14 protein-coding genes are annotated in these 24,302 nt (G+C 63.4%); 3 read left to right on the top strand and 11 right to left on the bottom strand.

What is annotated here, in order from left to right; all coding sequences use genetic code 11:
* Positions 1-335 precede the first annotated feature (335 nt).
* The 3 genes from P3R82_RS20075 to P3R82_RS20085 all read right to left on the bottom strand — a co-directional run bounded on the left by P3R82_RS20075 (position 336) and on the right by P3R82_RS20085 (position 16,030).
* Positions 336-14,138, bottom strand: a complete 13,803-nt coding sequence (locus P3R82_RS20075) for a DUF5801 repeats-in-toxin domain-containing protein (RefSeq protein ID WP_283195045.1) — start codon at positions 14,136-14,138, stop codon at positions 336-338.
* A gap of 313 nt (positions 14,139-14,451) precedes the next feature.
* A complete protein-coding gene (locus P3R82_RS20080; RefSeq protein WP_283195046.1) occupies positions 14,452-15,231 on the bottom strand; it encodes a VOC family protein in 780 nt (259 codons plus the stop codon).
* 70 nt (positions 15,232-15,301) lie between these two features.
* Positions 15,302-16,030: a thioredoxin family protein gene (locus P3R82_RS20085; RefSeq protein WP_283195047.1), complete on the bottom strand. Its 729-nt coding sequence runs from the start codon at positions 16,028-16,030 to the stop codon at positions 15,302-15,304.
* Positions 16,031-16,114: 84 nt separating this feature from the next.
* Here P3R82_RS20085 and P3R82_RS20090 point away from each other — a divergent pair, with 84 nt between their 5' ends.
* Positions 16,115-16,561 carry a MarR family transcriptional regulator gene (locus tag P3R82_RS20090; RefSeq protein ID WP_183901073.1) on the top strand — a complete coding sequence of 149 codons (447 nt, stop codon included), beginning with the start codon at positions 16,115-16,117 and terminating at the stop codon, positions 16,559-16,561.
* On the opposite strand, the gene P3R82_RS20095 is transcribed toward P3R82_RS20090, so the two are convergent.
* The 4 genes from P3R82_RS20095 to P3R82_RS20110 all read right to left on the bottom strand — a co-directional run bounded on the left by P3R82_RS20095 (position 16,562) and on the right by P3R82_RS20110 (position 19,928).
* Complete coding sequence (locus tag P3R82_RS20095) at positions 16,562-17,320, bottom strand: RES family NAD+ phosphorylase (protein ID WP_283195048.1); 759 nt, start codon at positions 17,318-17,320, stop codon at positions 16,562-16,564. It abuts the gene before it with no gap.
* A complete protein-coding gene (locus tag P3R82_RS20100) occupies positions 17,280-17,663 on the bottom strand; it encodes an MbcA/ParS/Xre antitoxin family protein (protein WP_183901071.1) in 384 nt (127 codons plus the stop codon). Before P3R82_RS20100 ends, P3R82_RS20095 begins: the two co-directional genes overlap by 41 nt.
* Before the next feature lie 135 nt (positions 17,664-17,798).
* A complete protein-coding gene (locus tag P3R82_RS20105) occupies positions 17,799-19,130 on the bottom strand; it encodes an MFS transporter (protein WP_283195049.1) in 1,332 nt (443 codons plus the stop codon).
* Between the two features lie 375 nt (positions 19,131-19,505).
* Complete coding sequence (locus P3R82_RS20110; RefSeq protein ID WP_112944451.1) at positions 19,506-19,928, bottom strand: organic hydroperoxide resistance protein; 423 nt, start codon at positions 19,926-19,928, stop codon at positions 19,506-19,508.
* Between the two features lie 119 nt (positions 19,929-20,047).
* Between P3R82_RS20110 and P3R82_RS20115 the strand changes: the two genes are divergently transcribed.
* Complete coding sequence (locus P3R82_RS20115; protein WP_283195050.1) at positions 20,048-20,530, top strand: MarR family transcriptional regulator; 483 nt, start codon at positions 20,048-20,050, stop codon at positions 20,528-20,530.
* A gap of 146 nt (positions 20,531-20,676) precedes the next feature.
* Here the strand turns inward: P3R82_RS20115 and P3R82_RS20120 are convergent, their stop codons facing one another.
* The 3 genes from P3R82_RS20120 to P3R82_RS20130 form a co-directional block, all read right to left on the bottom strand.
* Positions 20,677-21,402, bottom strand: a complete 726-nt coding sequence (locus P3R82_RS20120) for a L,D-transpeptidase (RefSeq protein ID WP_283195051.1) — start codon at positions 21,400-21,402, stop codon at positions 20,677-20,679.
* 166 nt (positions 21,403-21,568) lie between these two features.
* Positions 21,569-22,405 carry a L,D-transpeptidase gene (locus P3R82_RS20125; protein ID WP_283195052.1) on the bottom strand — a complete coding sequence of 279 codons (837 nt, stop codon included), beginning with the start codon at positions 22,403-22,405 and terminating at the stop codon, positions 21,569-21,571.
* A gap of 111 nt (positions 22,406-22,516) precedes the next feature.
* Complete coding sequence (locus P3R82_RS20130) at positions 22,517-23,446, bottom strand: alpha/beta fold hydrolase (RefSeq protein ID WP_183901066.1); 930 nt, start codon at positions 23,444-23,446, stop codon at positions 22,517-22,519.
* Between the two features lie 239 nt (positions 23,447-23,685).
* Between P3R82_RS20130 and P3R82_RS20135 the strand changes: the two genes are divergently transcribed.
* On the top strand, positions 23,686-24,039 hold the full coding sequence (locus P3R82_RS20135; protein WP_283195053.1) for a hypothetical protein: 354 nt from the start codon (positions 23,686-23,688) through the stop codon (positions 24,037-24,039).
* A 55-nt stretch (positions 24,040-24,094) separates the two neighbouring features.
* Here the strand turns inward: P3R82_RS20135 and P3R82_RS20140 are convergent, their stop codons facing one another.
* A complete protein-coding gene (locus P3R82_RS20140; protein WP_283195054.1) occupies positions 24,095-24,232 on the bottom strand; it encodes a hypothetical protein in 138 nt (45 codons plus the stop codon).
* Between the last annotated feature and the right edge of the window lie 70 nt (positions 24,233-24,302).

The following is a 24,302-nucleotide window of genomic DNA, read 5'->3' on the forward strand; positions in this document are numbered from 1 at the left end:
ACCTTAGGCGGAGGCGGTGGAGCGGTCGCTCGAGAGCCAGGTGATGGATCCGCAATGCCCTGGATGCCACCGCCTCCCCCGGCAAGATGCGCGCACCCGCCCGCATCGCCTCACATCCGTCCTCAAGAAAGCAAACAGTCCACGCGGCTGGATCGGCCGACCGCCGGCCGTTCGCGTGGAGCGCGCCGCCAAACTCGCGGAGGTGCTCCGGGCCATGGATCGCGTGGGGGGCACCTGCTCCCTCGCCTGCCCGACATGTCCTTCAGAACGCGAAAAAGGCGCTCGCGCGCCTTTTTCCCTGTCATCGGCGGAGCGGTCCGCCTGTCCCTGATCGCTTAGCCGACATGCGGCGCGGTGGTGCTGTCCTGCTTGTCGCCGAACAGGATCTTGACGGCTTCCTGCGTGTTCTGGAGCACCGCCACATCCTGCCAGCCGCCATTGGCGTTGACGCTGACCACGGTGTCTGCGCCCGACGTCATCGTCCGGACGCTGGCGAGCGCCTCGGCTTCGGTCGCCTGGTGGCCGAGCAGGCTGTCGAGCAGCTTCGACACGTCGAGCGTATCGCCCTCGCCGGCCTTATAGTCGGTGATGACGTCGGCCATCTTGACATCCGACAGCGCGCCGGCATCGAGCACGAAGGTATCGGCGCCCGCGCCACCCGTCATGGTCACCATGCCGCCGGCGCCCGACAGCGTGTCGTTGCCGTCACCGCCGACCAGCGAATAGGCATGGCTATCGTTGCCGGTGGTGCTGCTGCCGCCGAGCGTCGTGTCGAAGGCGACTTCGAGGAACTGGCCGGTGGAACCGTCCGTCAGCGTGTAGCTGCCTTCCGCCAGGACCGACTGACCGTTGATCGCGCCGTCCAATGCCTGGGCATCGAGCGACAGGCTGGCGATCTGATGATCGGCGAGGCTCGAAAGCTCGCCGGCATCGCTGATGCCATTGTGGTTCAGGTCCTGCCAGATGGAGAGCTTCGCGAAGGCCTCGTCATTGGCATCGATCTTGCCATCCTGGTTGCTGTCGAGCGTCGCCAGCGCCTGCAGGCCATCGGCATAGCTGCCACCGGCGAACTTCGGCGAGAAGATCTCGGTGCCATTTTCGATCTTGCCGTTTCCATCGACATCATAGGCCAGGATACCATCGGTGCCCGCCGTCCAGGCGATCTTGTCCTGAATGCCATCGGCGTTGATGTCGAAAGAGACACCATTGTCGAGGGTGGTCAGCGCGACGCCGTTGCGATCGAGGTCGAGGATGATCGGGTCGATGGCGTTCTGTGTCCACGCCGCCTGGGCGATCGCATGGTCCGCGCCACCGAAGTAGACGTTGACGGAGGCAACGCCGCCGGCCGCGGCACCCAGCAGCTTGTAGGCTTCGACATAGCTGTCTCCGCCGCCATTCTGATCGATCCGCACGCTCAGATCGTTGCCGACGACGACGACCTTGACGTAGCCCGCCAGCGACTGAACGTTGCCAAGCAGGCTCGAAACATCGATCCGCTCGTTGGTCGCGTAGTCCCTGATCGTATCGGCATTGCCCGAGGTCAACAGCTCCGATCCCCACTTATAGGTATCGTTTCCGGCACCGCCGAAGAGGATGTCGTTGCCCGCACCGCCGACAAGCGTGTCGGCGCCCTTCGAGCCGATGAGGATGTCGTTTCCGCCGAGGCCGTTCATTTCAATACCGCCATCGGCGGCGTAGTGCGTGGTCGTAACCGTCGGTGCGGCCTGATCAGTCGGCAGATGGCCGACCTGCGTCGTCGCGATAGCGCCGGTCGTATCGCTGGACGTGGATGTCGCGGTGATCGTCGCCGCGAAATCCGTCTTTATCGTGAATGTGTGGCTTGTGACACTGTAGCTCGCGTCAACACCAGCAACATTATTGAGGGTCTTGACCAGTTCCTTTGCAGCGTTGTCGAAGTTCGTGTCGCTGTTTCCGCCCTGCGCACCAGATTGTGCGTAAGGAACACCGTTGATTGTGATGGTGATATTTTCACCGGGGCCGCGGAAAGAATTGTCGAGGTAGGTATCGAACGAAACCGTTTTGATCCATTTATCGCCCGCGCCATTATCGACCGCAGCGGTAATCGCAAAAGCCTTGGCGGCACCGGCATCGCCGGAGAGCGTGACCGAATTATTGGTCAGATTGTCCGCCCAGGTGACGCCTACGGCTGAAAGGCTGCCAGCAAGCGTGGTGCCCCCGACCTTGACCGCCTTAAGCCCATCATAGACCTGCTCCGCCGTCTGGCCTCCAGCGGCCACCGTGTAGCTGTAGGTCGTTCCGTTGACGGTGACCGATACCTTGTCACCGGCATCGTAACCTTCGGAAGCGAAGGTCAGCGTCGTGACCTGCCCGCTGCCGGAAGCAACCTGCGAGGTGTTGACTGCCGGCGCGGCCTGGTCCGTCGGCGAGGTTCCCAGTGTCACCACCGTGCTGGAGACGACCGAACCGGCGTTTCCATTGATGACGATGCGACCACTGACGGCGGCGCTGTCCGTCGTCGTGATGTCAAAGGCATCCGTGCCGGTGTCCAGGTTGACCTTGAAGCCGGCGGCTGTCAGGACCTGGGCCAGCTTTTCTTGCGCACTATCGAAACGCCGTGAGCTCGACGAGCCATCGTTGAAGCCGCTGCTCGAATACTCGGTGCCGTTGATCGTGATCTTGACGACATCGTTGTTGTCAAAGTTGTTCGGGCTGCTGAAGTCGACTCGATATGTCCAGGGCTTGCCGACGTCGGAACCGTTGTCGACCGCCGTGGCGATATCGAAGGCGTTGTTCACACCGGGGGCGCTCGTGAGCGTGACGGTATTGCTGCCATCCAGATCTTTCGCCCAGGTGACACCTTCGGCCGCGAGGCTGCTCGCCAAGGTTACGCCACCGACACTGACTGCCTTAAGCCCATCATAGACCTGCTCCGCCGTCTGGCCACCGGCGGCGACCGTGTAGCTGTAGGTCTTGCCGTTGACGGTGACCGATACCTTGTCACCAGCGTCATAGCTAGCGGCGAAGGTCAGCGTGGTGATCTGAGGCGCAACGACGGGGGCAGCGATCAGGATATCGGCGTTGCCGGTGCCATCGAGGCTTCCTGTCGTGTCCTGCGTGACCGACACGGAGCCCGTCCCAGTCGTGCTTCCGTCCGAAACGGTGTAGTTGAAGTTTCCGCCGCTTGGAACGCCATCCGTTACGGTCACCGAGCCCGGGTTTGGAAGCAAACTCGTCGTCATGCTGCTGTTGGATGTGGTCGCCGTGACATCAAGCGTGGAGCTGTCGACGTCCCGGTCGTTGGCCAGCAGCGCCCATTCTGGAACGATGAAGGTTCCACCCGTTCCGGCATTGGTGATGATGCTGTCGGCACCGGCCACGGGAGCGTCGTTGACCGCCACGACGGCAACTGTCGCGGTGACCGTGTTGGAGTTTGCCAGGCCGTCGTTGACCGTGATCTCGAACGTGCGGTTCGAGACGTCGGGATCTTCCGACGTGTTGGCGAAGCGGATGGCTGCGATGGCGGCTTCGTAGGCGCCGCGGGATGCATTGCCGGCAAAGGCAATGGTGTCGCCGGTAATGGTGAAGGAGATGGTGCCGATATAACCGCTGGAACCGCTCTTGCCGTTGACCGACAGAACGTCGCCCGCCTTCCAATTGGTCAGGACGACCTTGGCAGCCTGCATGTTCGCATCGCTATCGGCGATGGAGGCGTTCATCGTGATCGCGGTCTCCGCACCACCTTCGGTGAAGGTGGGCGTCGTCGAGTAGGAGACCTTGACGTTGTCGATGTAGACCTTGTCATCTCCGTCCAAATTGTCATTCGCCAGGAAGCGGATGGTGGTGTTGGGCGAGATATAGCCTTCAAGGTCGAGGGTCATGGTCGTGTAGCCGGAATCCGACGTGCCGTAATGGTCGGTTCCCTTGATCGTCTCGAGATCCACCCACTTGTTGCCGTCCAGAACCTGGACCTTGATGTAATTGTCGCTCTCGAAATCGGCGCGACGATAATCGAAGGTCAGCGTCGCCTTTGTCGCCCCGGTGAGATCGACACTACGCTGCGCGGCATCGCCGTTGTCGATGTCAACGCCATCGGTGAGCACCATGGCGTAGCCATTGCCAATGCTGACAACCTTGATGTCGCCGTCCTTGGGGTTCGTCGGCTCGCCGGTTTCCGTCCAGCCGGTCTTCCAGTTGGCCGTGCCGTCGTTGCCGTTGTAGCCCTGCTGATTGAACTGGTCGAGAACATAGGCGTCGTTCGACAAAGTGAGCACCGGTGCGACGTTGTCGTCGGCGCCGTTGATCGTGAAGGTCACCTGCTGCGTCGTACCGTCAACGGACTGGATCGCGAAGGTTTCGAGCTTCGACTGTCCGCTGTTCAGGTACTGAACGGCGGCGTTGGAAACCGAGTAGGTATAGGTGCCATCGGAGCCGAGCGTCAGGGTGCCGAGATTCTGGCCGACGTCGGTCACCGTGGTCTTGAACGCGCCCTGTCCCGCATCGGCATCGCTGATGGCGATCTGGCCGGTGGCCGTAAGGTTGCCGCCCGTTGTGACATTCTGGTCCTCAGTCACCGAGGAGGTTCCGAGCGGGCCGATGACAGCCGCATCATTGGTGCCGGTAACCGTGATCGTCACGACGTGGGAGGCTGATCCGTCCTTGGACCAAACAGTGAAGTCCTCCGTCTTGTGTTCGTTGGCGGCAAGCGATTGCAGCTTGCTGTTGTCGGCGACGTAGCTCCAGGTACCGTCAGTGCCGATGGAGAACTTGCCGTAAGTGCCGGCGCTGTCGGTCTGCGCCGCGAACGCCTGCTGGCCGTTATCGAGATCGACGATATCGAGCTTGCCGCCGGCGAACTTGTCGCTCTCTTCGGTCACCGAGAGATCGGCCCCGGAGGCCGCCGTGATCACGGCGACATCATTCGTGCCGGTGATCGTGACGGTCACGTCCTTGCTGATCACGCCGCCCTGGCCGTCGCTAATCGAGACCGTGTAGGTCTCGGTGCGGGTCTCGCCTTCGGCAAGCGCATGCGCGGCGCTGTTCAGCGTGTAGGTCCAGCCGACGCTGCCGCCCGCCGTCGTGGCGGATTCGCTGACGGCGCCGGGCGTGAAGGTGCCAAGCGTCGCACCCTGAGGACCGGTGACGCTCACCGTGTGGGTGTCGATCAGGTCGGCGTCGGTGAAGTTGATCGTGCCCGTTGCCGTGGCGTTCGTGTCTTCGGTGACCTCGGTCGCGACGTTTCCGACGATATCGAAGACAGGCGTGTCGTTGGTCCCGACGAGATTGACGGTGATCTCGCGCGTCGTCGACGTGCCATGGCCGTCATCGACGGTGACGCGGAAGACTTCCGTGCGTGTCTCGCCCGCTGCGAGCTGGTTCAGCGTCGCGTCGTTGACGCGGTACTTCCAGTCGACCCAGCCGACACCGTCGTTGACGGTCTCTTCGCTGACAACGGCCGCCAAGGTGCCGAAATAGTTGCTACCCATCGGGGTGACCGTCACCGAGTGCTTGTCGCCCTGGTCGTCGTAGATGTAGAAGCCGCCGCCATTGGGACCGGCATAGCCCTTGGGCGCGTCGAACTCCGTGCGGTCGGTCGTCGAACCGGAGCGGGCGTCGGTCTCCTGATACTCGGTGATCGTTCCCTTCTCCGGGAAGCCTTCGGAGCTCCTGATGGCGTCGTTCTTGCCGGTGACGGTCAGCTGGTAGACGGCGGACTTGCTGTCGCCGTCACCATCGGTGACGCTGAACGGAACGGTGATCGTCGCGACTTCGCCCTCGCTCAGACCATCGAACTTGTAGCCGGGGTTGATCGTGAAGACGCCGGTCGCGCTGTCGTATTTATAGGCGGACGGGTCGAGGGTGATCGTCGTGCCCGAGGGGGTCGAGATCGTGACATGCGACGCGTCGAAGCTGACGCTGCCCTTCGTGTCGGCGCCGAAGGAGAAGTCCTTGCCTTCCGACAGGTTGAACGTGACCACGCCGCTGTCTTCGACGGCCGTACCGGTGAAGACGGGAACGGCCGCGCCGTGCGTCAGGCTGATATTGGCGAGATAGGTGCCGGTGTTGTCGTTGGCATTGCCAACTTCCTTGAAGGTCAGCGTGTTGTTGCCGCTGCCCGCGATCACATCGAGGGTGACGGTCTTCATCGCGCCGGTCACCGGGATGGTGTAGACCTCGTTGTTCCAGCGAACCTCAAGCGACGACGAGTTCGGATCGTAGGAGCCGACTTCGAAGCTGATCGTGTACTTGTCGCCAGCCGTGAGGCCGGCAACGTTCTGCGAGATCGCGATGTTGCCCGGCGAGGCGCCGAGGTCGACCATCGGATGGCCGTTGGACGAAGCGAGACCGAAATAAGTTCCGACGATCTTTTCCAGCTGCACGCCGGTCTGGCCGGGAGCGGTGCCCTCGATCTTCCAGCCGGTCGATTCCGTCGCCCATGCGCCCCAGCTTGCGGTATTCGCCCAGGTGCCGCCGGTGAAATCACCGTTGGACAGGAGGTTCACGTTCTGGGCCGTGCCGTTGATGGTCGGGCCGCCATCGTTGATGTCGATCTGGACGCTGCCGTTGGCGGTGTCGCCATCGGCGTCGGTCACGGTGTAGACGATCTTCATGCGAAGGCCGTCGGCGGCACCGGTGTTGGCGCCATCGGGATGGTCGATCGGGCCGAACTGCGTGAACTTGTAGGCGCCCGTCGCCGCGTTGGTGACTTCGATCTTGAAGATCGGCGTGCCGTCGGCGAGCTTGCCGACGAGGGTCAGCGCGTCGAGCTGCTGGATCTGGATCGGCTTGTCACCGGAGGTCAGCGCGACAGTCGTGAACTTGGTCTCGTTGGCATCGGAGATGACTGGGGCCGCCGGAGCGCCGCTCAGGCCGTAGGCGATCGCGGTGATCTTCGCGCCGTCCGCGCCGGCGTGGAAGCTCATCGTGCCGGTGGCGGAGGTCTCCTTGAAGGAACCGTCGGTGTTGACGGCTTCCTGGACGGTGACGCGTCCGGCGTAACCCGCCGTCGGCTGGTCGTCACGGATGTCTACCTGCACGGCGTCGGTCGCCGTGTCACCATCCTTGTCGGTGACGACGAAGTCGAAGACCATGCGCAGCGGATCGGCGGCGCCGGCCTCGCCCTTGTCCGGATGATCGATCGGGCCGGACTGGGTGAAGGTGTAGGCGCCCGTCTTGGCGTCGGTGACCTGCAGCGAGAAGATCTCGACATTGCCGACCTTGCCGATGACCGTCAGGCCGTCGGTGGAGGTGGTGACCGTGATCGGCTGGCCGTTCGAGGTGAAGGCCGGGAAGGTGATCTTTCCGTCCGACGTCTCCGGCATTTCCATGATCGCATTGCCGAAGCGGTAGGCAATGCCGGTGACCTGGGCGCCATCGGCGCCGCCGTCGAAGAGCAGCTTGCCGTTTACGCTCTGCTGGATGAACTGGCCGTTGTCGGTGCCGGCTTCCGTCACGGTGACGGTGCTGGAGAAGTAGGCCTTCGGGCCATCGTCATTGACGGCGATCTGCAGGCTGCTGGTCGACGTATCGCCATCGCCATCGGTGACGGTGAAGCCGATCTTCAGCACGATGCCGTCCTTGCCGCCGGTTTCGTTCTTGTCCGGCTGGTCGAAAGGCAGGGACTGCGTGAACTTGTATTCACCGGTCGCCGCGTTGGTGACCTGAACCACGAAGACGGTCAGGCCGTCGGCGCGAACGCCGGTCAAGGTCAGGTGATCGTTGGATTCGACGATACGAACCGCCTGGCCGCCGGATGTCATCGCCTTCGCCGTAAAGGAGTCGGCATCTTCGTCCGCGACCGTGGGGGCCGCGTTGGTGCCGAGCCCGTAGGCGATCGCGGTCACCTTGGCGCCATCGGCGCCGGCAACGAACTTCATGGTGCCGGTGGCAGAGGTTTCGTGGAAGGAGCCGTCGGTGTTGGCCGTTTCCTGAACCGTGATGCGGCCGGAATAGCTGGCCGTCGGAACGTCGTCCTTGATGGTGACGTCGAATTTGCCGGTGATGGCGTCGCCGTCCCCGTCGGTCGCGGTGTAGGTCACGGCGATCTTCAGATTTTCGGCGCTGGCGCCGGTATGAGCCGTGTTGCTCATGAGCGTGAAGGTGTACTTGCCGTCGTTGCCGAGCGTGACCTTCCAGGAGCTGTCATCGGCCGTCAGGGTCTTGCTCGCATCGTCCCACTTGGCGCCGTCGGCCGCCAGAACGACCTTGCCGCCATCCGCGCCGAGCGAGATGTCGAGGTCGCCCTTGACGGAGAGATGGGCGCTGTCGGGCGACGAGCCGTTGGCGAGATCGTCCTCGCTGAGGCTGACGCTGCTGACGGACTTCAGAACCGGCGCATCGTCGCGGAACTGGATCTGCTTGCCGATGTCGATCAACTTGGTGGCCGTGTCGCCATCGTAATCGGTGGCGGTGACGACGGCGGAAACCTTGCCCTTCAGATCGACCAGATCGTTGGCGTTGCCGCCATCGGCGTGCTTGATCGCCTGGTACTGGGCGACGCTGACGCGGCCCCCGCTGTCGAGGCTGATCGCGAAGACGGCCTTGTTGTCGCTGTCGCGGCCGATGACGAGACCATTGCTCATCGAAAGCGTGATCGCCTTGCCGTCGGCCGTGAACAGGCCGGAGTCCGAGCTCGTGATGCTGAGGGTCAGCGAGACCTTGCCCTGTCCATCGGTGCCGATGCTGGAGCCGTAGTCGACGATCGCACCCGCGTCGCGGGCATAGCCGAGCGCGGTGATGCCCGAATTACCGTTCTCGAACGCGGAGAAGATCGACTTCACGGTCTGCGACGTCGTGTCGTCGCTGCCGAGGTTGTCGTTGGCGCTTTCGTCATGGGTGACGATGCGGCCGGTCAGCGAGATCGAGACCGTGGGGACGTCGTCGGTGATCTTGACGACGAGCTTGCCGGCCAGGTTGATGCTGTCGCCGTCGCCATCGGTGGCCTTGATGACCGAGCCGAAGTCGATGCCGGCGACCGTGCCGTTGCCGGCCTTCAGGTCGGAGTTGGCGCCATTGCCGGCGGCGTGGTCGAGCTGGTCGTACTGCTGGAACTTGAAGCTGCCGTCGGCATTCAGCGTCAGCGACAGAACCGGGCGGTCGAACAGCGCGTCGTAGCCCTGACCCAGGACGTTGACGTAACCGATGACCGTGTTGCCGACCACGGCGTAGGAGAGCTGGCTGCCCTGCGACGACAGGCCGAGAGCCGTCAGTGTCGCGGCTGCATTGTCGGTCAACGAGAAGGCGCCATTCTTGGCGGCACCATCGGCGCCGAAGGACACGGTCGATGCGATCGAACCGGAGACCGTGGCGGCAAGGCCGAGGCCAAGCACCGACAAGTCCGACGACGAGCCGTCGGCCGTGCCGTCACTGGGGCTGTTGCCCTGCGACAGGACGTTGAAGATATCGCCTTCGTCGGCGGTGACACTGACGGACGAACCGGAAAGGACAGGCGCGTCGTCGCGGAACTGGATCTGGCCGCCGATATCGATCGACTTGGTGGCCGTGTCGCCATCATAGTCGGTGGCGCTGACCACGGCCGAAATCTTGCCGGCGAGGCTGACCAGGTCGTTGGCATTGCCGCCATCGGGATGCTTGATCGCCTGATACTGGGCAACGCTGACGCGGCCGTCGCTGTCGAGGCTGATCGCGAAGACCGCCTTGCCATAGCTGTCGCTGCCGATGACGAGACCATTGCTCATCGAGAGCGTGATCGCTTTGCCGTCGTTCGTGAACAGGCCGGAGTTCGAGCTGGTGATGTCGAGGGTGAGCGAGACCTTGCCCTGCCCATCGGCGCCAATGCTGGAGCCGTAGTCGACGATCGCACCCGCTTCACGGGCATAGCCGAGCGCGGTGATGTTCTTGCCGTTCTCGAAAGTGGAGAAGATCAACCGGACGTCGCGCGACGTCGTATCGTCGCTGTTCGAGTCCCTGCCCGCTGTCTCGTCATGCGTCACGATGCGGCCGGTCAGCGAGATCGAGACGGTGGGGACGTCGTCGGTGATCTTGACGACGAGCTTGTCGGTCAAGGTAACGCTGTCGCCGTCACCGTCGGTGGCCTTGATGACCGCGCCGAAGTCGATGCCGGAGACCGTGCCGTTGCCGGCCTTCAGGTCGGTGTTGGCGCCATTGCCGGCGGCGTGGTCGAGCTGGTCGTACTGCTGGTACTTGAAGCTGCCGTCGCTGTTCAGCGTGAACGACAGGACCGGGCGGTCGACGAGCGGGTTGTAGCCCTGACCCAGGACGTTGACGTAGCCGATGACCGTGTTGCCGACCACGGCGTAGGAGAGCTGGTGGCCCTGCGACGACAGGCCGAGAGCCGTCAGTGTCGCGGCTGCATTGTCGGTAAACGAGAAGGCGCCACTCTTGGCGGCACCGTCGGCGCCGAAGGAGACCGTTGCGGCAACCGAGCCGGAGACAGTGGCGGCGAGGCCGAGGCCGAGCGCCGACCAATCGGACGACGAGCCGTCGGCCGTGCCGTCACTAGGGCTGTTGCCCTGCGACAGGACGTTGAAGATATCGCCTTCGTCGGCGGTGACACTGACGGACGAACCGGAGAGAACCGGCGCATCGTCGCGGAACTGGATCTGGCCGCCGATATCGATCGACTTGGTGGCCGTGTCGCCATCGTAGTCGGTGGCGCTGACCACGGCCGAGATCTTGCCAGCGAGGCTGACCAGATCGTTGGCGTTGCCGCCATCGGCGTGCTGGATCGCCTGATACTGGGCAACGCTGACGCGGCCCTCGCTGTCGAGGCTGATCGCGAAGACCGGCTTGCCGTGGCTGTCGCTGCCGATCACGAGGCCGTTGTTCATCGAGAGCGTGATCGCTTCACCGTCGGTCGTGAACAGGCCGGAGTTCGAGCTGGTGATGCTGAGGGTGAGCGAGACCTTGCTCGGCTCGTCGGCGCCGACGCTGGAGCCGTAGTCGACGATCGCACCCGCGTCACGAGCATAGCCAAGCGCGGTGATGTTCTTGTTGTGCTCGAAAGCAGAGAAGATCGACCGGACGTCGCGCGACGTCGTGTCGTCGCTGTTCGAGTCCCTGCCGGCTGTCTCGTCATGGGTGACGCTGCGGCCGGTGAGCGAGATCGAGACCGTGGGGACGTCGTCGGTGATCTTGACGACGAGCTTGCCGCCGATCACGACGCTGTCGCCATCGCCGTCGGTCGCCTTGATGACCGAGCCGAAGTCGATGCCGGCAAGCGGGCCCGACGCGGTCTTCAGATCGGTGTTGGCGCCGTTGCCGGCGACGTGGTCGAGCTGGTCGTACTGCTGGTACTTGAAGCTGCCGTCGCTGTTCAGCGTGAAGGACAGGACCGGACGGTCGACGAGCGGGTTGTAACCCTGACCCAGGACGTTGACGTAGCCGATGATCGTGTTGCCGACCACGGCGTAGGAGAGCTGGTGACCCTGCGACGACAGGCCGAGGCCCGTGAGCGTGCTTGCGGCATTGGCCGTGAACGAGAAGCCGCCAGTGGCAGCGGAGCCATCCGCGCCAAAGGAGACCGTAGCGGCAACCGAGCCGGAAACCGTGGCGCCGTAGTTGTGGCGAGACACCCACTCGGTGGACGAGCCGTCGGCGGTGCCATCGAACGGCGAATTGCCCTGCGACAGCGAGGTCGCGATGTCGCCTTCGTCGGCGGTCACGGCAACGACCGTTCCCGTGGTGACGGGCACGTCGTCATTGACGTTGATGGTCAGCGAACCGTTGGCGGTGTCGCCGTCGCCGTCCTTGACCTGGAAGCCGATGGTGACAGGCAGGTTGTCTTCCGTCGCACCCTTGGTGGCATGCACCAGCGGAGCGGACAGGTCGAAGGTGTAGCTGCCGTCTGCCTTGACCGTCAGCGTGAACACGACGTCGCCGCTGTCCTTGCCGGTCGCCGTCAGGATGGTCAAACCGCCCTTTTCCGTCGTGGTGGTGTAGACCAGCGCTTCGGCAACGCCATTGCCGTTGACGTCGCGTATCGCCTGAATGCCCGTCGGCGCCGTGAAGGACACGGACTGGACGCCATCGGCGCCGGCCTTGAAGAGGGTGCCGGCTTCGCCGGAGACCGACTTGGCGTCGGCAACGTCACCCTTGCCGCCTTCATTGCCGGGGAAGAGCGTCTGCGCGTCGTCGTCGAGTTTGGTCGCGACAGTCACGGTGCTTGCCGTGGGGGCGTCATCGTTGATGGTGACATCGAGCCAGCCTCTCGACGTGTCGCCATCGCCGTCGGTGACGATGAAGTTGACCGTCAGGCCGAAATTGTCCTGGCCGCTGCCGCTGTGGACGATCGGCGCGTTGGCGGTGAACTCATAAGAGCCATCGGCGTGAACGACAAAGGTCGCGACGGTCTGCAGGCTGTCTTTGCCGATCGCCGTGAAGGTGGTTTCACCGCCGTTGACAACGCCCTCGCTCCAGCTGACGCTTTCCTTGCTGGCGAAGCCGTACGCATCCTTGTAGATGGCCGAGAAGCTCATCTGTTCGCCGCCGAGGACGATGCTCTTGAAGCCGTCCGCCCCCGTCGTGAACAGCGCACCGGCGCCGCCGCTGACGCTTGTCACGCCAACATTGCTGTTGCCCGGGAAGATCGTCTGCAGGTCGTCCTGCATGGGGGTCTCGTTGGTGACTTCATTGGCATCCGGCACGTCGTCGTTGATGGTGACGGTGAAGTCGGCCGGCGTGGTGTCGCCGTCGGCGTCCTTGGCGGTGATGGCGAATGTCAGGTCGATCTGCTTGTCTTGCGACGGCGCAACTTCGAGCGGCATCATCTCGCCGCCGGGGCCCGACCGCGGATGATCGATGCTGGTCAGAAGCTGGAAGCTGTAGGCGCCGTTCGCGGCGGTCGGATCGAGCGTCACCACGAAGACGTCGGTGGTCTTGACCACGGCCTCCGAGCCTTCGCCGATAACGGTCTCGGTGTAGCCGGTCAGCGTGTGGCCATCGGCGGAGATTCTATAGAGAATGTCCTGGCCCTGCGACTGCAGGCCCTCCGGCGCGCTCTGCGCGTCGAATGTCAGGTCGCGGCCGCTGCCATTGTCGGCGCCCCACTGCACGCCGAGCGAGATGCTGCCGGTGACAGCCGGGCTTTCGGCGCCGCGCAGGCCGCCTTCGCTGACGACGCTGTCGTCGCTCTCGCCCTTGAGGTCGATCACCGGCGCGTCATCGCGGATGTCCACCGAGGCGATGCCGGTGACCTGGTCGTTGTTCTTGTCGGTGACGGTGTAGCTGAACTGCAGGCGCAGCACGTCGTCGGCGCCCGTCTGGCCCCGGTCGGGATGATCGAGCGGGCCGAACTGCGTGAAGGTGTAGGCGCCGGTCTGAATGTTGGTGACCGTCAGCGTGAAGACCGGCTGGCCGTCGACCGTGCCGGTGATGGTCAGGCCGTTGACGGTCACGGTGACCGCCTGGCCGTTGGAGGTCAGCGCGACGGAGGTGCCGCTCTGCGTGCCTTCCTGCATGTCGAGCGAATCGGAGAGGCCGACGGCGGTGATGACGCCGAGGTCCTTGCCGGGGATGAAGCCGAACTGGCCGTTGACGACCTGGGTGGCGAAACCGCCATTGCCGTCGCTTGCTTCCGTGATCAGCGAGATGCTGCTTGCCGTGAGGAGCGGAACGCCGTTCTGCAGATCCGGCGTGCGGCCCGGCGTCGCATCGGGCTGCTGCGTGTCGGCGAGCAGCGAGGCGAGCTGCGTCGGATCGCCGAAGTTGCCCTGGACCGAGTCCTGGAAGTTGGCGCCGGAGCTCGAAGGCGAGGAGCTCGCGGAATAGGAGCCGTCGGGGCCGGCGGCGACGTTGATGTTGCTCTGCTCGAGCGCCGCGATGACGGCCTGCTGCGGCAGCTCGACTTCACCGAGCAGGAAGGTCGGGACGTTCACCGCGCCGTTGACGATGACGATCTCGGTGCCATCGGCCTGGACGAGGATGAGATCGTTGCCGCGGACGCGGATGTCGTCGATCGCGGTGCCTTCCGGCAGGCGGGCGATGTTGTTCTGATCCGGTACAATCTGGCCGGCGGGCGCGGCTGCCGTCGCTTCTTGAGCGGCGGGCAAGCGGTCGGTCGTTTCAGTCGACTGGGGCGCCTGCTGGTCGATCGGCGGAGTGCTTTGAGCCTGCGCGACCTCGACGCCGCCACGGGCGGAAGTGCGCAGGAGAGCGTCCTGCTGAATATCGGAGATCAAGTCATGCGATGCGGTTTCATTGTCAACGGCAGAGATGCGAGAATCTTCGATAGACATACAAAATACCCCAATGAGAAACTGAGGCCAAATAATTCCGCCGAAGATACAAAAGCAATACTGCCCGATAGGCGCCGATATAGCCGGTTATGCATCCACCCAGAAATGTTTAGGAACGGTTAACCGCAAAAGCCTTTAGCCGGTAAAATTATAATAAAAATAGAACGATAGAGGCTATTTCGCCACAGCGAGACGGCCCCGTTGCCGGGGCCGATTCGTGGTCGTTCCAGATGCTTGATCGGGGTCCGCCGGTCGCTCAGCGGGCCGGCGCGACAAGGCAGAAGAAGGCGCCCTGCGGGTCGATCGCCTGCACCACCCAGCTGCCGCCGGGCACCTCCATCGGGCCGTTGACGACCTGGCCGCTGCCGGCCTTGACCCGCTCGATGGCGGCATCGATGGCGGGAACGTTGAAGTAATAGACCCAGGCCGGCATCGGCACATTCTCAGGCTTCGTCATCATGCCGCCGACAGGTGTCCCGTGCTCGGCGAAGATGCGGTAGACGCCCATCGGGCCCATGTCGAAATCGTGGTCCCTGGTCCAGCCGAAGAGCTTCTCGTAGAAGGTGAAGGCCTGACTGCCATCGCCGGCATAGAGTTCGCTCCAGCCGAGCGTGCCGGGCGCGCCCATCGCCGCTTCGGGCGGCGGGCTGTCCATCGGCGCCGGGGTCATGATGCAGATGACGGCGCCATGCGGGTCGGCGACCACGGCGAAGCGGCCGATTTCCGGAATATCCTCCGGCGGGCGGCGGACCGAGCCGCCATTGGCGGCGAAATCGCGGGCGCTCTGATCGACATCGTCGACCGCGACATAGCCGGTCCAGTTCGGCGGGACGCCGGTGCCTTCGAGCTCGGCGGGAAACACCATCATGCCGGCGCGGCCCACGCCATCTGCCTCGAAGATGGTATAGGGCGGCTGGCCGGGCACGGTCATTTCGCTGGTCGTCCAGCCGACGACCTTTGTGTAGAAATCCCTGGCGCCCTTGGTATCGGGCGTCATCAACTCGCACCAGATGAACTTGCCGTGGGTCTCCGACATCGTGATCTCCCTTCACGTTCTTCGTTGCGTCGATATGGGTGCTGATTATCTCAGTCGATGATCTCAGCCGTCAGTGGCAGCAGGATGACGTCTTGGGCGCGTCGGCATACTCGTCGTGGCGCTTGACGAAGTTCATCGTCGAATCCTCGTTGCGGCCTTTCGGCGCGCGGTCGAGGATCATCAGCGTGCCGATCAGCTCTTCCGGACCACGGGCGTAGCTGGAGTATGTGTGGAAGATCTCGCCCTTGTCGTTCCTGTAAAAGGCGCTCAATCCTGGTAGTTCGTCATTGGCTTCTTCGGGCGGGATCGAAGTAAAGTTGTAGAATACCTTGTCCCCGCCGAGATCTTCCGGGCTGAAGGAGACGTGATAGTCGAAGTTGAAGTCGCTCGATGCCGAGGATACCCATGGGAATTTCCAGCCCATCCTGTTCTTGTAGGCCTCGATCTTGGCGACGGGGGCGCGCGAAACGGCGACCCAGGTGACATCGTGATTGTTCAGATGCGGCAACGCCCCATCGACATGGTCGGAGAGGAAGGAGCAGCCGGGGCAGCCGGCCTCCCAATCGGGACCGAGCATGAAATGATAGACGATCAACTGGCTGCGGCCATCGAAGAGATCGCTAAGCGACCTCCGGCCATCGGGCGTGTCGAAAACGTAATCCTTCTCGACCCTGACCCAGGGAAGCGCCATGCGCTCGGCATTGACCCTGTCCCTCAGATGCGTTGCTTCCTTCTCCTTGAGAAGCAGCGCGCGGCGGGCTTCGAGCCATTCTTCACGGGAAACGACTTGGTTCTGCATCGTGTGCGCCCTCCTCCGGCGCGACCGAGACGGTCCATTCTCCTTTTCCTTGACTAGATATATTGATATCAATAGAAATTAGACATGTCAAACGCTACCGAGATTCCTTTCGCGACGACGCTTCTGGTGCGCGACACGTGCCTGTGCCTGCACGCGCAGCGGGCCGCGCGGGCCCTGGCGCGGCTTTTCGACGATGCGCTCAGGCCGGCGGGGCTGACCAATGGGCAGTTCTCGCTGCTGATGTCGCTGAACCGGCCGGAGCCGCCGCCGATGGGGCCGGTCGCCAGACTGCTCGCCATGGACCAGACGACGCTGACGGCGGCGCTGAAGCCGTTGCAGCGGCGCGGCTGGGTCGAGGTCATCACCAATCCGAAGGACAAGCGCGCGCGGCTGCTGCGCCTCACGCCCGAGGGCATGGGCGTGCTTGTGGCGGCGCTGCCGATCTGGGAAAGCACGCATGCGGCGCTGGAAAAGAACCTGCCCGAGGGCAATGCCGAGCGGTTGCGGCAGGATCTGCAGGCCCTGGCCTAGTCAGGCTCCTTGAGCGATGCGTGGGTCGCTTCCGAAATCGGCGCGGCTAAAGCCTATCCTGGCTTTCGGAAATTCGCACAGCGCCTGGACGCCCGTCGCGGACAGGCGCAGGCGCCATGTCTGGCGCTCGACGGGATCGCGCGCGGCAAAGGCCGAGGCGGTGAGCAGCGCGATATTGCGGCGATGGCCGGGATCGCGCACCGAGGCGTAGAGGATCGCCTGGCAACCGGCCTCGCGCGCGGCATCTGCCAGCGTCTGGCAGGGCTCGTAGTGCTGGGGATCGCTCCATATCGCATGATCGCGATCGAGCGGCGGCGTGGTGAGGTCGATCGCGCGCGGCGTCTCGATGGCTGCCGCGAACGCGGTGTATTCGGCGGCGTTGGCGGGAAGCGGCGTATCAGGGGAATCGGCAAAGAACAGCAGCCGGTAGAAGGCCATCTCCGATATCGCGGTCTCGACCGCTTCCGACGCATAGTAGACGCCGAGGGTCCGCCCCGCCCGGCGGAAGCGCGAACCGTGCGGGTAGACGGCGCCGTAGCGGAAGGGCGTCGCCAAGAGGTAATCGAGCCCCCTGCACTCCGGCGGCAGGACCGGCTTGCTTTCTTCCAGCAGCGTTTCGAGCAAGGCCTGCTCTTCCAGCGTGTCGACGATCTTCAAGGTCGAGATCTGATGCTGCGCCTCCACCAGCCGCCAGAAGCGGCCGGAAACGGGTCGCGCTTCAGACGATAGCGCGGCGGGCGTCCAGATAGGCGAGGACATCGGTCAATCCCGGTATGGTGACGATCTTTTCGAGCGGGGTGGCGCCGAGCGCTGTGTTGGCGTTGCGCAGCCACGCACGCGCGACGGCTTCATCGCCGCCGACGATGGCGTCCAGCGAGCGGAACAGGCGCACCAGCAGGATGGCAAGTTCGAAGGATTTGGAGCCGCGCTCCAGCAGGTAGTCCTGCCGCTTCATGCGCGATACCGTGGCTTCCGACAGGCCAAGCACGGAAGACAGCGTGCGGGCGCTGATGCCGAGCCGCTCGGCGGCGGCGACGGCCGCCTTGGTGATGACGACGGCTTCCGAGGGGTGCGTACCCGATAGCGGATGGGCGATGGCCATGGCAGCGATCCTTTCCTTGGAAATAATATAGCGACTTTATTTCTTATGGAAAGATGGCTAACGAAAATTCCTCTTTCATGGAAACAACCCGGCCTGCCATGCAGACCGGGTTGCCATAGTCGTGACGATCGAAGCTTACTTCGCCGACGGGTCCTTGATGGTCTTGCCGATCGAGAAGGCAAGCAGCGCCGAGATCAGCATCAGGCCACCGACGATGAACATCGGCATCTCGTAGAGACCGGTGGCATCCTTGACGGCACCGGTGATGTAGGGCGCGGCGAAGCCGGCAAGATTGCCCACGGTGTTGATGAGCGCGATGCCGGCGGCAGCCGCGGCACCCGTCAGGAAGCGCGACGGGAAGGACCAGAAGTTCGGCAGCGCGGAGAAGATCGCGCAGGCGGTCAGCGTGATCGCGATGACCGTTGCCTCGGGCGACGACATCAGCAGGGCGAGCGGGATGCTGATCGCGCCGACCAGGGCCGGGATGCCGACGTGCCAGGCGCGGACGCCACGCTTGGACGCATCACGGCTCCAGAAGAACAGCGCGATGGCGGCCGGCAGGTACGGGATCGCCGTGATCAGGCCCTTGTCGAAGACGTTGAACTTGGTGCCGAACTTGGTCTCGAAGCCCGCGATGATCGTCGGCAGGAAGAAGGCCAGTGCGTAGAGACCATAGATCAGGCCGAAGTAGATGAACGACAGCAGCCAGACGCGCTTGTCCTTCAGCGCCTGCATGGTCATTGAGCCATGGCCGGAAAGCTTGCCTGCTTCTTCCTTGGCGAGTTCCCGGTTCAGCCAGTCACGCTCGTTCGGCGTCAGCCACTTGGCGGCGGTCGGCGTATCGGGCAGGTAGAACCAGGTGATGATGCCGACGACGACGGCCGGTACGGACACGCCGAGGAACATGATGCGCCAGCCTTCGTAACCGAACAGGCCATGTGCCTGGATCAGCAGCGAGGCGATCGGCGCGCCGATGACCGTGGTCAGCGGCTGGGCCAGATAGAAGAGCGCCAGGATCTTGGCGCGGTGGCGGCCGGGAACCCAGGTGCTGAGATAGAGGATGGCGCCGGGGAAGAAGCCGGCTTCGGCGATGCCGAGCAGGAAGCGCAGCGTATACAGGCCATTGATGCTGCTCACCCAGGTGAAGAGCATCGAGACGACGCCCCAGGTCACCATGATGCGCGAGAGCCAGCGGCGCGCGCCATATTTATGGAGCGCAAGATTGCTGGGAATTTCCAGAATGATGTAGCCGAAGAAGAAGATGCCAGCGGCAAAGCCGAACTGGGCGGCGGTCATGCCGAGGTCCTGCGTCATCCCGTTCGGGCCGGCAAAGGAAATTGCCGTGCGATCGAGGAAGTTGATGAAGAACATCAAGGCAATGAAGGGCACCAGACGAATGGAGATCTTGCGGATCGCCGATTTTTCGACCTGCTGTTCCTGTTCTGATAGATTTAACGTCGCGTTCACATAGTCCTCCCGACAAGACCGCTGCGGCCTGTCTCGGTCCACGCGTGCGACTTGTTCTATGCAGCCCCGCTCTGTCGGGAATGCTGGATGTTGATCTCTAGCCCAACTCCGAAAGGCGGCCTCTCATGTCCGACAAGCTGTTCGCGCCTTGCTGCACGAGCGCCCCGACGGACATGCCTCCTCCCCTAGCGAGCCACACGCTTCTTTCAAATTCACCACCAGTCGTCAACTGGTATGATGAGATAGTGAGCACTCTTTAACAGAATCTTAGAACATGCCTCAAACCCGGCAACGCTGAATCGCGTCGTGAAAACAGCAAAACGCGCCGTCCTCGGCGAGAACGGCGCGTTTTTTCGACAGGTTCATCCGGCCTTGTCAGGCGACGGTGACCGGCACTTCCGTCGAGGTGCGCATGGCGTGGCTATAGGGGCAGACGATGTGAGCGGCGGCGGCCAGCTTTTCGGCGGTCGGCTTGTCGAGACCCGGAATATGAACGGTCAGCGCCACTTCGATGCCGAAGCCGCCGCCATCTTCACGCGGGCCGATGCCGACCGTGGCCGATACGGTCGTGTCCTCGGGAATCTTGACCTTCTGCTGGCCCGCGACAAATTTCAGGGCACCGAGGAAGCAGGCCGAGTAGCCTGCCGCGAAGAGCTGTTCCGGGTTGGTGCCGGTGGCGCCGTCGCCGCCAAGTTCCTTCGGAACCGTCAGCGTTACATCGAGAACGCCGTTTTCGGAAACGGCGCGGCCCGCGCGGCCACCGGTGGCGGAAGCTTTGGTCGTGTAGAGGATCGGCATGTGAGTCTCCTTCGTTGGGGTTGGATTTTGTATATCGCGCAATTAAATTGTACGCAAGTGAATTTTGCAAATTGCATTCGAAATCCGAAAGGACGACAATGCGGTATCGGGGAAAGACGATGACGAAAGCGCAGACGAGCAAGACGACGACAAAGACGATGACAATTCCGGAAGAGGAAAAGCGGCTGGAACGACAGCTTTGCTTCGCGGTCTATTCGACGGCGCACGCGTTTACGCGCGCCTACAAGCCGATCCTCGACAAGGTCGGCCTGACCTATCCGCAATATCTCGTCATGCTGGTTCTATGGGAGCGAACGGCACTGCCGGTGAAGACGATCGGCGAGCAGCTCGATCTCGATTCCGGCACGCTGTCGCCGCTCTTGAAGCGCCTCGAGCAGAGCGGCCTGATCGTGCGCACGCGCGATCCCAGAGACGAGCGACAGGTGATCGTGTCGCTGACCGCCGAGGGCGACGCGATGCGCGGCGAGGTCGACACGATCATGACCTCGATCGGCCAGTCGATCGGCTGTACATTGGAGGAGATGGCCGATATCCGCGAGAAGCTGCAGGGCCTGCGCGGCAACCTGACCGAGACACGCTGACCCCGCCGACCGCCGTACGGGTAGAGTTTGACGCGGCCGTCGATCTTCACATGGGGATATAGAGGGATGGCGCCCGAATACGACGGGCTTGCGCCCTGGGCGCGGAACGTCCCTCCCCGCGACGGGGAGAGACGAGGATTTCAATCCTACTGCTTGACGACGACCGGCGCCTTGTTCGGCACGCGATCGTAGAGGTCGATGACATCCTGGTTCAGCAGGCGGACGCAGCCCGACGATACGGCCTTGCCGATCGAGCGCCAGTCCGGATTGCCGTGCAGGCGGTACAGCGTGTCCTCGCCGCCCGAGAAGATGTAGAGCGCGCGGGCGCCGAGCGGGTTCTTCAGCCCGCCCTCCATGCCGCCGTTCTCGATCGAATACTTGACGAGTTCCGGCTGGCGGGCGACCATCTCATTCGGTGGCTTCCAGCGCGGCCACTTCTGACGCCACTGGATGACGCCGGTGCCCTGCCACGCGAAACCTTCGCGGCCGATGCCGACGCCGTAGCGCATCGCGGTACCACCCGGCTGCACCAGATAGAGCAGGCGCGAGGGCGTATCGACGACGATCGTGCCGGGACGCTCGCCGGTGGGGTCGATGACCTGCTGGCGATAGAAGCGCGGATCGATCTGCTGGTACGGGACCGCCGGGATCAGGAAACCGCCGTCCTCGACCGGGCCGTACATGACGGCGAGCTCGGCATCCGTCGGCGCCGGCGTGGTCTGGAAAGCACGGATGGGGTTCGGGAACGACACTGGCTGACCCGCCATCGGGCTGGTGCCCGACGTGGAGGCACATCCTGCCAGCGTCGATGCCGCGGTTACCGCTGAAAGCGATAGAAATGTGCGGCGGGATATTGTTTTTTCAAAGCTCATAACGCGGGTCTGTTTTCCTTTAGCGCGGAGACGACGAACGCCGTCTCCTGGGGGGCTTCAACGCTGGTTACAGTTGAGGAACCTATCTCGTTATGCCGAATAAACCAGAACCTCACGAAGACGTGTGGCTGCTCGAGGCGACGTTCTCATGCCGCCTGTTGCGCGGCTACATCACCACGATCTCCGCCTTGGCCGGAACGCGCTCGTAAAGGTCCATCACATCCTGGTTCATCATGCGCACGCAGCCCGACGACACGGCCTTGCCGATCGACTGCCAGTCGGGCGTTCCGTGGACGCGGTAGAGCGTATCCTCGCCATTCTTGAAGATGTAGAGAGCCCGCGCGCCGAGCGGATTTCCAAGACCTGGATTCATGCCTCCATTGGCGGCCGAGAAGGCGCGGACTTCGGGCTGGCGCTTGACCATGTCGTCGGGCGGCGTCCAGCGCGGCCACTTCTGCTTCCACTGGATGACGCCGCGGCCGGACCAGGCATAGCCATCGCGTCCGAGCCCGACGCCATAGCGAATGGCCTTGCCGCCCGCCTGGATCAGGTAGAGATGCTTGGTCCTGGTGTCGACGATGATGGTGCCGGGCTTTTCGCTGGAGGGGTAATTGACCTCCTGGCGCATATATTCGGGATCGACGCGGCTGATCGGGATGGCCGGCAGGGTGAAATCATTGTCCCTGACCTCCCCGTACATCGCGGCACTGACGGGATTGACCACCGGCATGCCGTAGGTCCGCATCTGGGTCGCGCCAGGGATGCCATAGGTCTGGTTGTAGATCGTCGCCGGAACGCCGGGCCGCTGCGGGATCGGCGCGTTGACCGGGCGGACACGATCGGGATCGATGCCCGGCGGCTTGTAGAAGACGGGATAGGTTTCCTGGACGAAACGGGCCGGATCGGTCGCGCCGGTATCGGGAATGAGAATGTTGCAGCCGGAAAGCGACAGGGCCGCCAACACGAGCCCCGACATGGCCGACAACCGGCTTAGACCATTCATGAAACCACCCTCATCGATAACAGCGACATTTACAGCTGTCGCGAGGATGGCATGCGCGGCTGGCGCGAAGCTGGCGACGACGGCCGGCCACCGCCCCGGAGCGATCGACCGTTAAGCCGCCACGCCGCGGAAGAAGCGGATGCTCTGCTCGATTTCCTCGGGGAGCGCCGACGTGTGTCCGCCCTTGACCGTATCCGTCTCGATGCGAAGTCCGGCGGCGCGCGCGCGGCTGGCGAGCAGGCCGGCGCGGTCGTTGAAATGCGATTCGTCGGTGCCGTGGACGACACGCACCGGGCACTTGAAGCTCTGGGCGTAGCACAGCGCCGTGCGCACCTCGAACTCGCGGGTGTTGTCGTCGTCGAAGCGGATATCCTGCGGATAGCGGTTGAAGAAGCGGAATGCGTCGGGATTGCCCGAGATCGGGGCCGCCGCGCGGAACTTGTGGGTCGACATCGAGGTCAGCATGGTGAGCGTGCCGCCGATGCTGTGGCCGGCGATGAAAAGCCTGTCGGCGTCGACACCCGGCAGATGCGCCAGGCGGTCGGCCGCCGAGAGCACATCGTCCACCTCGTCGTAGAAGCCGGAGAAATTGCCCGCCTGGCCGTTTTCGCCGCGCAGCGACGGCATCAGCACCACGAAGCCGGCGTCGATATAGGGTCCCATCAGGTTCCAGTGGCCGACCCCCATCGCGTTGCCGCCATGCAGGAAGAGAATGCCGGGCTTGGACTTGCGCTCGCGCTTGTACTTCGAAACCCATGCCGCCAGCTCCAGCTCGCCGCCATAGCCGGAGCGATAGAAGATCTTGTCGGCGTTAGCGGGCGCGTCGAGCGGCTCATACGTGTCGGGCGCCGGGCCCTTCTCGAGCAGCCGGGTGCGGAAACGCTTGCGCACCTTGGCGTAATCGCGGGTGATCAGGCGCGGCTCGGCGGGGACGTCGAAGGCGCTGGCGACGCCCGGAAGGGCCGGAAGAGCAAGGGCGCCGGCGAGCCCCTTCAGAAGCAGCCGGCGCTGGCGCGAAAAGGAATGGTCGTCGTCTGTCATCTCGTTCTTCCGTCTTCCCCGGCAATTCAAATGCTTGCACCCTTGGCGCGCCGACGCCAAGACACATTGTCTTGAGGATGCACAGTCGGATGTATTTTGCATCAGGAAAATGCGAGATGGGCGGGATTGGCGGTTGGCTAGGGCCGGCGATTGCGGAAAAGCTGAGAAAGCGCACCAATTCTTTTGAGAATAATTCACGGGGCGCATCCTAGGGTAGATAGCACCACAGGAGCGTATCCATGATCTTTGCCAAACTGACGTCACTCACCGCCGTTCTTCTCGCACTTGGCACGACTGGCGCTTTCGCCTCGTCGCAAGATACCGTCGACCTCGTCTCCCGGCAGATGATGAAATGCCTGAAGATCCCGGCAGACGCGCCAGAGGCCTACAGCGTGAATGCGGTGGTAGTGTTGAAGAATGGCTCGGCGGATGCGGTTTCCATCAACTTTCGACAAATGCCGTCACCCTGGGAACAAGTCGCGGCGCCCATGATCGCCGACGCGATCACGCGGTGCGAGCCATATGGTTCGATCTCCGAGAGAATCGAGCTCTCCGTCACGCCCGAACTCGTCAACGCAGGAGCAGGCCGCTAGGCGGCATTTGAAATCTGACGCGTCCCATCACAATACCCGACGCACCGCGACGCCTTCAGCAATCGGCGGCGCCCGGCGCTTTGCGCCCATCTGTAACCGCCTTGCCCAGGCGTCGTTCGCGGCGCTTTTCATCAAGCCGTTCACGAACGTCTTCGGGAAGCTCCGCGCGCAGCGCCGTCCAGTCAGTGCTCACGGTCTTTCTCCATCAACATACCGCGCCCATCATCATGCCGAATATTATCTAACGATATAGCTCGGCTCAA

Source organism: Rhizobium sp. AN80A, from assembly GCF_030053015.1.
Lineage (GTDB): Bacteria > Pseudomonadota > Alphaproteobacteria > Rhizobiales > Rhizobiaceae > Rhizobium > Rhizobium metallidurans.

Bases quoted from the DNA above. Each gene is read 5' to 3' on its own strand.
- P3R82_RS20080 (WP_283195046.1), bottom strand. From the start codon at position 15,231: ATGTCGGAGACCCACGGCAAGTTCATCTGGTGCGAGTTGATGACGCCC.
- P3R82_RS20085 (WP_283195047.1), bottom strand. From the start codon at position 16,030: ATGCAGAACCAAGTCGTTTCCCGTGAAGAATGGCTCGAAGCCCGCCGC.
- P3R82_RS20090 (WP_183901073.1), top strand. From the start codon at position 16,115: ATGTCAAACGCTACCGAGATTCCTTTCGCGACGACGCTTCTGGTGCGC.
- P3R82_RS20095 (WP_283195048.1), bottom strand. From the start codon at position 17,320: ATGTCCTCGCCTATCTGGACGCCCGCCGCGCTATCGTCTGAAGCGCGA.
- P3R82_RS20100 (WP_183901071.1), bottom strand. From the start codon at position 17,663: ATGGCCATCGCCCATCCGCTATCGGGTACGCACCCCTCGGAAGCCGTC.
- P3R82_RS20110 (WP_112944451.1), bottom strand. From the start codon at position 19,928: ATGCCGATCCTCTACACGACCAAAGCTTCCGCCACCGGTGGCCGCGCG.
- P3R82_RS20115 (WP_283195050.1), top strand. From the start codon at position 20,048: ATGACGAAAGCGCAGACGAGCAAGACGACGACAAAGACGATGACAATT.
- P3R82_RS20120 (WP_283195051.1), bottom strand. From the start codon at position 21,402: ATGAGCTTTGAAAAAACAATATCCCGCCGCACATTTCTATCGCTTTCA.
- P3R82_RS20125 (WP_283195052.1), bottom strand. From the start codon at position 22,405: ATGAATGGTCTAAGCCGGTTGTCGGCCATGTCGGGGCTCGTGTTGGCG.
- P3R82_RS20130 (WP_183901066.1), bottom strand. From the start codon at position 23,446: ATGACAGACGACGACCATTCCTTTTCGCGCCAGCGCCGGCTGCTTCTG.
- P3R82_RS20135 (WP_283195053.1), top strand. From the start codon at position 23,686: ATGATCTTTGCCAAACTGACGTCACTCACCGCCGTTCTTCTCGCACTT.